This is a genomic window from Mycobacterium sp. NPDC050853 (genome assembly GCF_040653875.1).
GTDB lineage: Bacteria > Actinomycetota > Actinomycetes > Mycobacteriales > Mycobacteriaceae > Mycobacterium.
This window is the reverse complement of record NZ_JBFAGW010000002.1, coordinates 401,992-414,223: the sequence shown is the minus strand read 5'-3', so window position 1 is coordinate 414,223 and position 12,232 is coordinate 401,992. Positions and strand designations below refer to the sequence as shown.

Genomic DNA, 12,232 nt, shown 5'->3' with positions numbered 1-12,232 from the left:
GCGATCGGATGGTGCGCAAGTGACCAGCCAAAACCGGGAATTTGACTCAAGTTCATCGAACTTGATACGGTTTCCAAGCCGCCCGAAAGGGCAAAAGCCGAAATAGAAGAAGAAATTCAGATATCTCGGCGATCGGATGGTGCGCAAGTGACCAGCCAAAACCGGGAATTTGACTCAAGTTCATCGAACTTGATACGGTTTCCAAGCCGCCCGAAAGGGCAAAGGCGAGAACAAAGGAAGTAATTCCGGAATTCATCGCCAAATACAACTTGAAGTGTGTTGTTTGAGAACTCAATAGTGTGTCAGTGTTTAATTCGACATTATATGTCGAAAACAATTCTTTTGACAGTTGTTTCGCTGGGATCAAATTTTATTGGAGAGTTTGATCCTGGCTCAGGACGAACGCTGGCGGCGTGCTTAACACATGCAAGTCGAACGGAAAGGCCCTTCGGGGTACTCGAGTGGCGAACGGGTGAGTAACACGTGGGCGATCTGCCCCGCACTTTGGGATAAGCCTGGGAAACTGGGTCTAATACCGAATAGGACCACGCGCTTCATGGCGTGTGGTGGAAAGCTTTTGCGGTGTGGGATGAGCCCGCGGCCTATCAGCTAGTTGGTGAGGTAATAGCTCACCAAGGCGACGACGGGTAGCCGGCCTGAGAGGGTGACCGGCCACACTGGGACTGAGATACGGCCCAGACTCCTACGGGAGGCAGCAGTGGGGAATATTGCACAATGGGCGCAAGCCTGATGCAGCGACGCCGCGTGAGGGATGACGGCCTTCGGGTTGTAAACCTCTTTCAGTAGGGACGAAGCGAAAGTGACGGTACCTACAGAAGAAGGACCGGCCAACTACGTGCCAGCAGCCGCGGTAATACGTAGGGTCCGAGCGTTGTCCGGAATTACTGGGCGTAAAGAGCTCGTAGGTGGTTTGTCACGTTGTCCGTGAAAACCCACAGCTTAACTGTGGGCGTGCGGGCGATACGGGCAGACTAGAGTACTGCAGGGGAGACTGGAATTCCTGGTGTAGCGGTGGAATGCGCAGATATCAGGAGGAACACCGGTGGCGAAGGCGGGTCTCTGGGCAGTAACTGACGCTGAGGAGCGAAAGCGTGGGTAGCGAACAGGATTAGATACCCTGGTAGTCCACGCCGTAAACGGTGGGTACTAGGTGTGGGTTTCCTTCCTTGGGATCCGTGCCGTAGCTAACGCATTAAGTACCCCGCCTGGGGAGTACGGTCGCAAGACTAAAACTCAAAGGAATTGACGGGGGCCCGCACAAGCGGCGGAGCATGTGGATTAATTCGATGCAACGCGAAGAACCTTACCTGGGTTTGACATGCGCAGGACGTATCTAGAGATAGGTATTCCCTTGTGGCCTGCGTGCAGGTGGTGCATGGCTGTCGTCAGCTCGTGTCGTGAGATGTTGGGTTAAGTCCCGCAACGAGCGCAACCCTCGTCCTATGTTGCCAGCGGGTAATGCCGGGGACTCGTAGGAGACTGCCGGGGTCAACTCGGAGGAAGGTGGGGATGACGTCAAGTCATCATGCCCCTTATGTCCAGGGCTTCACACATGCTACAATGGCCAGTACAGAGGGCTGCGAAGCCGCAAGGTGGAGCGAATCCCTTAAAGCTGGTCTCAGTTCGGATTGGGGTCTGCAACTCGACCCCATGAAGTCGGAGTCGCTAGTAATCGCAGATCAGCAACGCTGCGGTGAATACGTTCCCGGGCCTTGTACACACCGCCCGTCACGTCATGAAAGTCGGTAACACCCGAAGCCAGTGGCCTAACCTTTTGGAGGGAGCTGTCGAAGGTGGGATCGGCGATTGGGACGAAGTCGTAACAAGGTAGCCGTACCGGAAGGTGCGGCTGGATCACCTCCTTTCTAAGGAGCACCATTTCTCAGTCGAATGAACTGAGACATTTGTGAACGCCTGTAGTGGGCGATCACTCGGTGAATATGTTTTATAAATCCTGTTCACCCCGTGAACAGGTAATCAGCGAAACGCTAAAACTGTCAATAGAATTGAAATGCTGGCACACTGTTGGGTCCTGAGGCAACACGCTTTTTGTGTTGTCACCCCGCTTGGTGGTGGGGTGTGGTCCTTGACTTATGGATAGTGGTTGCGAGCATCTAACAAGCCTCGCTCGTTTACGAGTGAGGCTAGTTTTTGCAATTTATTAGCTAAGTTCTTAAGGGCACATGGTGAATGCCTTGGCACTAGAAGCCGATGAAGGACGTAGGAGGCTGCGATAAGCCTCGGGGAGCTGCCAACCGAGCTTTGATCCGAGGATGTCCGAATGGGGAAACCCAGCACGAGTGATGTCGTGTTACCCACTGCTGAATATATAGGCTTTGGGAGGAAACGCGGGGAAGTGAAACATCTCAGTACCCGTAGGAAGAGAAAACAAAAGTGATTCCGTGAGTAGTGGCGAGCGAAAGCGGAAGATGGCTAAACCGCATGCATGTGATACCTGGTAGGGGTTGTGTGTGCGGGGTTGTGGGAGTAATACATGCCGGCTCTACCAGGCCGGCGGACAGTAAGAAAGTGTCGTGATTAGCGGAAGTGGTCTGGGATGGCCCGCCGCAGACGGTGAGAGTCCGGTACGCGAAAATCCGACACCTGTCTTGTATTACCACCCGAGTAGCAGCGGGCTCGTGGAATCTGCTGTGAATCTGCCGGGACCACCCGGTAAGCCTAAATACTCTCTAGTGACCGATAGCGGATTAGTACCGTGAGGGAATGGTGAAAAGTACCCCGGGAGGGGAGTGAAATAGTACCTGAAACCATGTGCCTACAATCCGTCAAAGCCTCCAAGTGGGGTGATGGCGTGCCTTTTGAAGAATGAGCCTGCGAGTCAGGGACACGTCGCGAGGTTAACCCGTGTGGGGTAGCCGTAGCGAAAGCGAGTCTGAATAGGGCGCCCATAGTGGCGTGTTCTGGACCCGAAGCGGAGTGATCTACCCATGGCCAGGGTGAAGCGGCGGTAAGACGCCGTGGAGGCCCGAACCCACTTAGGTTGAAGACTGAGGGGATGAGTTGTGGGTAGGGGTGAAAGGCCAATCAAACTCCGTGATAGCTGGTTCTCCCCGAAATGCATTTAGGTGCAGCGTCGCGTGTTTCTTGTTGGAGGTAGAGCTACTGGATGGCCAATGGGCCCTAAAAGGTTACTGACGTCAGCCAAACTCCGAATGCCAATAAGTTAGAGCGCGGCAGTGAGACGGCGGGGGAGAAGCTCCGTGCGTCGAGAGGGAAACAGCCCAGATCGCCGGCTAAGGCCCCTAAGCGTGTACTAAGTGGAAAAGGATGTGCAGTCGCAAAGACAACCAGGAGGTTGGCTTAGAAGCAGCCACCCTTGAAAGAGTGCGTAATAGCTCACTGGTCAAGTGATTGTGCGCCGACAATGTAGCGGGGCTCAAGTACACCGCCGAAGCCGCGGCATTCATGCAATACATTCCCTTCGGGGCAGTGGCATGGATGGGTAGGGGAGCGTCCTGCACCCAGCGAAGCTGCGGAGTGATCCAGCAGTGGAGGGTGCGGGAGTGAGAATGCAGGCATGAGTAGCGACAGACAAGTGAGAAACTTGTCCGCCGAATGACCAAGGGTTCCTGGGCCAGGCTAGTCCTCCCAGGGTAAGTCGGGACCTAAGGCGAGGCCGACAGGCGTAGTCGATGGACAACGGGTTGATATTCCCGTACCCGTGTGTGCGCGCCCATGATGAATCATCGGTACTAACCACCCAAAAGGTTCTAGATCAATCTCTTCGGAGTGCGACATGAACCCGCTGCGTGGGACCCACGGTGGTAGTAGTCAAGCGACGGGGTGACGCAGGAAGGTAGCTGTACCGGTCAGTGGTAATACCGGAGCAAGCCTGTAGGGCGACGTCTAGGTAAATCCGGATGTCATAAAGCCTGAGAGGTGACGCATAGCCGATTGAGGCGAATTCAGTGATCCTATGCTGCCAAGAAAAGCCTCTAGTGAGTTCACACACGGCCCGTACCCCAAACCAACACAGGTGGTCAGGTAGAGAATACCAAGGCGTACGAGATAACTATGGTTAAGGAACTCGGCAAAATACCCCCGTAACTTCGGGAGAAGGGGGACCTCGCTTGGTGACCGGACTTGCTCCGTGAGCTGGACGAGGTCGCAGAGACCAGTGAGAAGCGACTGTTTACTAAAAACACAGGTCCGTGCGAAGTCGCAAGACGATGTATACGGACTGACGCCTGCCCGGTGCTGGAAGGTTAAGAGGACCGGTTAACCCTTCGGGGTGAAGCTGAGAATTTAAGCCCCAGTAAACGGCGGTGGTAACTATAACCATCCTAAGGTAGCGAAATTCCTTGTCGGGTAAGTTCCGACCTGCACGAATGGCGTAACGACTTCTCAACTGTCTCAACCATAGACTCGGCGAAATTGCACTACGAGTAAAGATGCTCGTTACGCGCGGCAGGACGAAAAGACCCCGGGACCTTCACTATAGCTTGGTATTGGCGTTTGGTTCGGTTTGTGTAGGATAGGTGGGAGACTATGAAGCAGGCACGCCAGTGTTTGTGGAGTCATCGTTGAAATACCACTCTGATCGTATTGAACCTCTAACCTCGGACCGTATATCCGGTCCAGGGACAGTGCCTGGTGGGTAGTTTAACTGGGGCGGTTGCCTCCTAAAATGTAACGGAGGCGCTCAAAGGTTCCCTCAACCTGGACGGCAATCAGGTGTTGAGTGCAAGTGCACAAGGGAGCTTGACTGCGAGACCTACAAGTCGAGCAGGGACGAAAGTCGGAACTAGTGATCCGGCACCTCTGAGTGGAAGGGGTGTCGCTCAACGGATAAAAGGTACCCCGGGGATAACAGGCTGATCTTCCCCAAGAGTCCATATCGACGGGATGGTTTGGCACCTCGATGTCGGCTCGTCGCATCCTGGGGCTGGAGCAGGTCCCAAGGGTTGGGCTGTTCGCCCATTAAAGCGGCACGCGAGCTGGGTTTAGAACGTCGTGAGACAGTTCGGTCTCTATCCGCCGCGCGCGTCAGAAACTTGAGGAAACCTGTCCCTAGTACGAGAGGACCGGGACGGACGAACCTCTGGTGTACCAGTTGTTCCACCAGGAGCACGGCTGGATAGCTACGTTCGGACAGGATAACCGCTGAAAGCATCTAAGCGGGAAACCTATTCCAAGACCAGGTTTCTTACCCTTTTAGAGGGATAAGGTCACCCACAGACTATGGGTTCAATAGGCCAGACCTGTAAGCGTAGTAATACGTTCAGGGAACTGGCACTAATCGACCGAAAACTTACTAATAAATCGCAACCACTATTCGTCGTCATTTTGACGACCACACTCCACCACCAGATAACTTGTGTGTTTATCACACAACAGAGTTACGGCGGCCACAGCGAGAGGGAAACGCCCGGTCCCATTCCGAACCCGGAAGCTAAGCCTCTCAGCGCCGATGGTACTGTTCTTTACACGGAATGGAAGAGTAGGACACCGCCGAACATAAATTGGAAATACCCCCCAGGAAACTGGGGGGTATTTTCATATCTACTGTTAGATTTCTGATCATCTTCTGGCTGTAGAGATAGGAATCATGTGCAGGCATTCAAGGGTCGCTTCAGGCTGAAGCCGGCCGCCACGACCGTCGGGACGGTGGTACTCGTTCTGGTCATCTACGTGGGATTTCTTGTTATCTACCGGATGCTGGATCAGCACTCGACACCACCGCTATCGGCTGATCTGGATCTCTCGCGAGATGATGAGACTGTGGTGGTTATCGACCTCCAAGACTTACGGACGGTGAATAACCGACTGGACGCCGAGGTTGTGGTGCTGCCTGCGAAATCGACCCTGGACAGTTTCGGGCTGTTGCAGGCTGATATGTCTGTGCGACTGGTGTCTTCACTCGATTACGGGGAACGGCGCTTTCCTCGCGGCACGGTTCCCGCGGCCATGGATGACACCCTGGTCGCCGTCGGTGACGCGCAGATCTGGCCGTTCGACGAATACTCCACCGCGCATCTGCGCGCCGAGGTCATGCTGGGCAACGGCGAGGGGCGGCGCCCGGTGCCCGCTCGCATCGAAGTGATCGGGAGCCTGGGCGGATGGCGGGTGTCTTCGGAAACGTCTCCCGCGCCCGGCGGCACGGGGGACGAGACCACGGTCACGCTGGTACGGGCCCGCGGCACGCTCGCATTCGACGTGGGTATCTGTCTTGTTTTGATCACGCTGCCGACAATGGCGCTGATTGTCGCGATCGAGACGGTGAAGGGCAGAAAGAAGTTTCACCCGCCGCTGACCACCTGGTTCGGCACCATGCTCTTCGCGATCGTGCCGCTGCGCAACATACTGCCCGGTGCGCCCCCGCCCGGCGCCTGGATCGATCAGGCGCTTGTGCTGTGGGTGCTCATTGCTCTGGTGGTGGCGATGGTGCTCTACGTCGAGGCTTGGTGGAAGCAGTCGGAGTAGGCGAGACAGGCTAGACCGGTACCGCAAGCTCGGTGGGCTCGGTTCGGCCGCGCAGCGTTACCGTATCGCCCGAACGCCAGTGCAAGGCCTCCCGATGGTGGGCGCGCAGGACCGTGTCGAGGGAGGCCACCAGGTGTCCCGGCACCGTCTTGGACAGCTCGCAGAGCCGGGCTGCTTCGTTGACCGGGTCGCCGATGACGGTGTATTCGAATCGGTCATGGGCGCCGATATTTCCGGCGACTGCCTGCCCCGAGGCAACGCCGATGCCAGCCCGGCATTCGGGCACCTCAGTCCGTAGCCGGCGGGCGATGGCCCGCGCAGCTGCGAGCGCCTGACTCTCGGGACGGTCCAGCCGGACTGGCGCTCCGAATACCGCAAGGGTTGCGTCGCCCTCGAATTTGTTGACCATGCCCTCGAATCGGTCGATTTCCTCCACGACGACGGTGAAGAACCGATTCAGCAGCGCGACCACCTCGATGGCTGGACGGGTGGCCGCTATCTGGGTGGAGCCGACGATATCGGCGAAAAGCACCGCGACATGGCGCTCTTCACCGCCGAGCTCGGGCTGCTGCAGCTCGGCGGCGGCGGCAACCTCCCGGCCGACATGCTTGCCGAACAGATCTCGGACCCGCTCGCGTTCACGCAGGCCCTCCACCATGGTGTTGAAACCTGCCTGCAGCTCGCCGAGCTCGGTGCCGTCGTAGACGACGAGATTGACGTCCAAATCGTTCTGTTCCACCCGCTTGAGCGCGGCCTGCACCTCCTTTACCGGGGTGGCCGTCATCCAAGACGCGATCCAGATGAGGATCAAACCGAAGATCAATGGTGCGCCGGACAGGATTATGACGGCAATCGCCAGCTGATTCAGGGTGAAGTTGCCGAAGATCAACGCTCCGAGACCAGTGAGCATGATGCCCGCGGCGGGGACCCCCGAACCCAGCATCCACGCCAGAAGGGTGCGGACCATGATCCCCGAGACGAGTCTTCGCTTGCGGGGACCGGCCTCGAGGGCCCGTGCAGCGACCGGCCGCATCGCGAATTCGGTGAACAAGTAGTTCGCGGCGCAGACGACAATTCCGCTGAAGCCGACGGCGAAAAAGATCTTTGGGATGTACATCGGGTCTTGCAAGCCGAAGAGCGTGGTGAACAAGGCTGTTCCGCCAACCCAGAGGATTGCTTCCACGACGGTGAGCCGCCACGGCACCGCGAACGTATTTCGCTGGTCTGCGAGAGTCGGCGTCTTCTCCTCCATAGCCCAGCGCACCACCTTGAAGATGCGCCGGGTACCCCAGTACGCGCCGATGAGGACTGCGAGCGTTACGTAGACAGGCACCGCTACAAAGTTGATCCACCAGGGCGCATCGAAGACGTTGGGGTCAGGTATTGCCACCAGCACCAGCAGGATGACGACGGCGACACCGATGAGGTTGGCGACCACCACGAAGACGGTGAGGATCAGCTGAATCCGGATCCGTTGGATACGGGTGCTCTCGTCAGCTGTGCCGAGCAACCAGGATCCGTATCCGTTACCGGCCTGGAGCCGCCCGGTCTGACCGGTGATGGCGGCAAGCGCCGCGCCTACTCTTCGCGACACTGCGCGAATCGACTCGTTTGCCATAGTTGTGGTCAGCCTAACGCCCGTTAGAGTGGGCCGGTGCGTCTTGTTGTAGCTCAGTGCACGGTCGATTACGTCGGACGATTGACCGCTCACCTTCCCTCCGCTAAGCGGCTGCTGTTGATCAAGGCGGACGGTTCGGTGAGTGTGCACGCCGATGACCGCGCCTATAAGCCGCTCAACTGGATGAGCCCGCCGTGCTGGCTCACCGAAACTGCTGCAGAACCCGAGGATTCGACTGTCTGGGTGGTGGAGAACAAGGCAGGTGAGCAGCTGCGCATTACCCTCGAGAACATCGAGCACGATTCCGCACATGAGCTCGGGGTGGACCCCGGACTGGTCAAGGACGGCGTGGAGGCGCACCTGCAAGAGTTGCTCGCCGAGCATGTTGCGCTGCTCGGTGCCGGCTACACCCTGGTACGTCGTGAGTACATGACCCCGATCGGGCCGGTGGATCTGCTCTGTCGCGATGCCGGGGGTGCGACGGTCGCGGTGGAGATCAAGCGCCGCGGTGAGATCGACGGTGTCGAACAGCTGACCCGCTACCTCGAACTACTCAATCGGGACACCACGTTGGCGCCGGTCGCCGGCGTCTTCGCGGCCCAACAGATCAAGCCGCAGGCCCGCACCCTTGCCGAGGACCGCGGAATCCGTTGTCTCACACTGGACTACGACGCGATGCGGGGGATGGACTCAAGCGAATTCCGTCTGTTCTGAAATCGCTTCGCCACTCATAGAATCACCGTATGGGCCGCCGACATCTGCCGCGCCGCGACATCCCCGATCTTCCTGGTTTGCCGCCCCTCGGCGGGGATCAGGTGGAGCAAGGTGCCGACGGTTTCGACTACCGGGTGCGCCGCATCGCGGGCGCACGCGCGGTCAAGGTATACCGCTGCCCCGGGTGTGATCACGAGATCGCGGTCGGAGTGGCGCATGTGGTGGTGTGGCCGGTCGGCTCCTACGACGGGGGAGTCGACGAGCGCCGCCACTGGCATTCACCGTGCTGGGGCAACCGGGCCAACCGGGGCCCGACTCGCAAATGGAGTTAGTGAGAATCTGCCGGCTGGACGAGCTCGACGAGCACGCCGCCGGTGTCCTTGGGGTGCAGGAAGTTGATGCGTGAGTTCGCCGTGCCGATACGGGGCTCGGCGTAGAGCACCCGTAGTCCGGCGGCGCGCAGCTGATCGGTCAGCGCGTCGATATCGGTGACGCGGTAGGCCAGCTGCTGCAGGCCGGGGCCCTTTGTATCCAGGAACTTGGCGATGGGTGAGGACTCGTTGAGCGGGGCCATGAGCTGAAGCTGTGCACCGCCGGGCTCGGCACCCGGGAAGGACAGCATTGCCTCGCGGACGCCCTGGCCCTCGTTGATCTCCTCGTGCACCAGGATCATGCCCAGATGCTCGTGGTACCACTCGATCGCGACGTCCAAGTCGGGCACCGCGATACCGACGTGGTCGATAGCGGTTACCAGCCCGGTCGATAGGATCGTCGGTACATCAAGAGGAGACGATGTCGTCATAACGTAACGGTAACTCGTGCTAGAAAACGGCGTCCAATCGAGAAATCTGGAAGGACCCCAATGGCCCCGATAACTAAGTCCGTCATTGTTGCTGGAGCGCGCACGCCTGTTGGCCGGTTCCAGGGGTCGCTGAGGGACTTCTCGGGTGCCCAGCTGGGTGGCGTTGCCATCGCGGGCGCCCTGGAGAAGGCCAAGGTGGCGCCCTCCGCGGTGGATTACGTAATCATGGGGCAGGTGCTGACGGCCGGTGCGGGTCAGATCCCGGCGCGGCAGGCCGCGGTTGCCGGCGGTATTGGTATGGATGTCCCGGCGCTCACCATCAACAAGGTGTGCCTCTCCGGCGTGGATGCCATTGCTCTCGCTGACCAGCTGATTCGGGCAGGTGAGTTCGAGGTGGTGGTCGCCGGTGGGCAAGAATCCATGACCAATGCGCCGCACCTGCTGCCCAAGAGCCGGTTCGGGTTCAAGTACGGCGACGTGACGCTCATTGACCACATGGCCTTCGATGGTCTGCACGATGCCTTCACCGACCAGGCAATGGGCATACTCACCGAACAGCGCAATGTCTCCGACAAATTCACCCGCGAGGAGCAGGACGAGTTCGCGGCGAGGTCGCACCAGAACGCCGCTCGCGCCTGGAAGGACGGGGTCTTCGCCGACGAAGTGGTTGCGGTGCAGATCCCGCAGCGCAAGGGGGATCCGATCGAGTTTTCGGAGGACGAGGGCATCCGTGCGGACACCACCGCCGCCTCCCTGGCCGGGCTGCGTCCGGCGTTCAGCAAGGACGGCACCATCACTGCGGGGTCTTCCTCGCCCATCTCCGATGGCGCGTGTGCTGTCGTGGTGATGAGTAAAGACCGTGCCGAACGTGAAGGACTCTCCTGGATCGCCGAAATCGGTGCGCACGGCGTGGTGGCGGGTCCAGATTCCAGCCTGCAGCTGCAACCGGCCAACGCCATTCGTAAAGCCTGTGAGCGGGAAGGGATTTCCCCCGAGCAGCTCGATCTGGTCGAGATCAACGAGGCCTTTGCGTTGGTGGGTTTGGCCTCGATCAAGGACTTGGGCATCGACCCGGCGAAGGTCAACGTCAACGGCGGCGCGATCGCGATCGGTCACCCCATCGGGATGTCGGGTGCTCGGATCACGCTGCATCTGGCGCAGGAGCTCAAGCGTCGGGGCGGCGGAATTGGCGTCGCGGCTCTGTGCGGTGGCGGCGGCCAGGGTGATGCCCTGATTGTGCGCGTGTGAAATTCGGCTTTACGACGTGACGTAGTAGATGGGCGCGGGGTCGGGCACAATGAGGGCATGACACAGCTTTTCGACCTGCGTAGCACTGCCAGCAGGTTCCGCGCCATCGCGTTGCTCGAGGCCGTCAGCTGGGCGGGCCTGCTCACCGGGATGTTCTTCAAGTACGTGCCGGACCCCGGTAACGAGATCGGCGTGAAGATCTTCGGGTGGATCCACGGAATCATCTTCATCACCTACCTGGTGGTGGGATTCCTGGCGGGCCGTGAATACCGCTGGCGGCCGCTCACCTGGTTGCTCGCGCTGTTAGCTGGGCTCGCCCCTTTGTGCAGTGTGATCTTTGTCATATGGGCAGATAGGGCGGGCAAATTGCCCGTCGCCGGGGCCGCGGCGACAGGTGACACGGCGCCGTAGTGCGCAGGCCGCGAGCCGTGACAGACTGGACAGCGTGACCCGACCACGTCCCGCGATGGCTGCGGCCATGTCCGGTGCCGTCGACCTTTCTGCTCTCAAGCAACGCGCCCAGGAGCCCGCTACACCCCGTGAGCCTGCCGCCGGGGGTGACTGGACCATCGAGGTAACCGAGGCGAATCTGGAAGCCGAGGTGCTCGCGCAGTCGAACCGCGCCCCGGTCATCGTGCTGCTGGGCTCGCCGCGTAGCGAGGCCTCGGCCGCGCTCGCCGCCACGTTGGGCGACTTGGTCGCCGAGGACCGTGGCACGTGGACGCTCGCGAGTGTCAATGTCGACACCAGCCCGCAGATCGCTCAGGTCTTTGGCGTGCAGGCCGTGCCGACCGTGGTGGCGGTGGCCGCCGGCCGGCCCATCACCAGCTTCACGGGACCGCAGCCGGCCGATCAGCTTCGGCGGTGGCTCGATTCGATTCTCGACGCGGTCGTGGGCAAGCTGCCCGATGCCGCTCAGTCGGAGGACGATGGCGCTGAAGAGACGGTCGACCCGGCGCTCGCCGCCGCGCGTGACGCCCTCGATACCGGGGATTTCGAGGCGGCCCTTGCCGCCTATCGGGGCCTGCTGGATGGCGGCGCCACCGGTGCGGTAGCGGCCGAGGCGACAGCGTCGGTGCGCCAGATCGAGTTCCTGATCCGTGCGACGGGTCAGGAACAGGATGCGGTAGTCGTCGCCAATTCCACGCCGACCGACATCGACGCGGGGTTGGCTGCCGCCGACGTGGAAGTGCTTGCCCAGCAGCCAGATTCGGCCTTCGATAGGCTCGTCGCGCTTGTTCGCGTCACCAGCGAAGATGACCGGGCGAAGATTCGTGCCCGGTTGTTGGAGCTGTTCGAGCTCTTCGATCCTGCTGACCCCGCGGTGATCGCCGGGCGGCGCAAGCTCGCCAACGCCCTCTTCTAAGTTTTCCTGCGCTCGCGCG

At 59.7% G+C, this 12,232-nt stretch carries 8 protein-coding genes and 3 rRNA genes; 9 read left to right on the top strand and 2 right to left on the bottom strand.

All coding sequences use genetic code 11. The features are described 5' to 3' along the window. Positions 1-370: 370 nt before the first annotated feature. From AB0H22_RS10310 to AB0H22_RS10295, 4 genes are all read left to right on the top strand, one after another. Positions 371-1,886: ribosomal RNA gene (locus AB0H22_RS10310) — 16S ribosomal RNA — on the top strand. Between the two features lie 298 nt (positions 1,887-2,184). Next, a 23S ribosomal RNA gene (locus AB0H22_RS10305) occupies positions 2,185-5,300 on the top strand. 82 nt (positions 5,301-5,382) lie between these two features. Next, a 5S ribosomal RNA gene (gene rrf, locus AB0H22_RS10300) occupies positions 5,383-5,499 on the top strand. The 16S, 23S and 5S rRNA genes sit together here, the layout of an rRNA operon. A 93-nt stretch (positions 5,500-5,592) precedes the next feature. Further along, the gene (locus AB0H22_RS10295; protein ID WP_180751630.1) at positions 5,593-6,465 is read left to right on the top strand and encodes a DUF4436 domain-containing protein; all 873 of its coding nucleotides are present in this window, start codon (positions 5,593-5,595) and stop codon (positions 6,463-6,465) included. A gap of 10 nt (positions 6,466-6,475) precedes the next feature. On the opposite strand, the gene AB0H22_RS10290 is transcribed toward AB0H22_RS10295, so the two are convergent. Then, positions 6,476-8,083: an adenylate/guanylate cyclase domain-containing protein gene (locus AB0H22_RS10290; RefSeq protein WP_358146546.1), complete on the bottom strand. Its 1,608-nt coding sequence runs from the start codon at positions 8,081-8,083 to the stop codon at positions 6,476-6,478. Positions 8,084-8,119: 36 nt separating this feature from the next. On the opposite strand from AB0H22_RS10290, the gene nucS reads away from it, so the two are divergent. Both nucS and AB0H22_RS10280 read left to right on the top strand, forming a co-directional pair. Next, a complete protein-coding gene (gene nucS / locus AB0H22_RS10285; protein WP_180751632.1) occupies positions 8,120-8,797 on the top strand; it encodes an endonuclease NucS in 678 nt (225 codons plus the stop codon). A gap of 29 nt (positions 8,798-8,826) precedes the next feature. Next, positions 8,827-9,129: a hypothetical protein gene (locus AB0H22_RS10280; protein WP_358146545.1), complete on the top strand. Its 303-nt coding sequence runs from the start codon at positions 8,827-8,829 to the stop codon at positions 9,127-9,129. Here the strand turns inward: AB0H22_RS10280 and mce are convergent. Further along, the gene (mce, locus tag AB0H22_RS10275) at positions 9,126-9,599 is read right to left on the bottom strand and encodes a methylmalonyl-CoA epimerase (protein WP_180751634.1); all 474 of its coding nucleotides are present in this window, start codon (positions 9,597-9,599) and stop codon (positions 9,126-9,128) included. The two genes, AB0H22_RS10280 and mce, sit on opposite strands and share 4 nt — an antisense overlap. Before the next feature lie 60 nt (positions 9,600-9,659). Here mce and AB0H22_RS10270 point away from each other — a divergent pair, with 60 nt between their 5' ends. From AB0H22_RS10270 to AB0H22_RS10260, 3 genes are read left to right on the top strand one after another with little or no spacing between them, the layout of a single operon-like run. Further along, positions 9,660-10,847, top strand: a complete 1,188-nt coding sequence (locus tag AB0H22_RS10270; protein WP_180751635.1) for an acetyl-CoA C-acetyltransferase — start codon at positions 9,660-9,662, stop codon at positions 10,845-10,847. Positions 10,848-10,904: 57 nt separating this feature from the next. After that, the gene (locus tag AB0H22_RS10265) at positions 10,905-11,258 is read left to right on the top strand and encodes a DUF3817 domain-containing protein (protein ID WP_358146544.1); all 354 of its coding nucleotides are present in this window, start codon (positions 10,905-10,907) and stop codon (positions 11,256-11,258) included. A gap of 34 nt (positions 11,259-11,292) precedes the next feature. Then, positions 11,293-12,213, top strand: coding sequence for a tetratricopeptide repeat protein (locus tag AB0H22_RS10260; protein ID WP_358146543.1), 921 nt, complete (start codon positions 11,293-11,295; stop codon positions 12,211-12,213). Positions 12,214-12,232 lie beyond the last annotated feature (19 nt).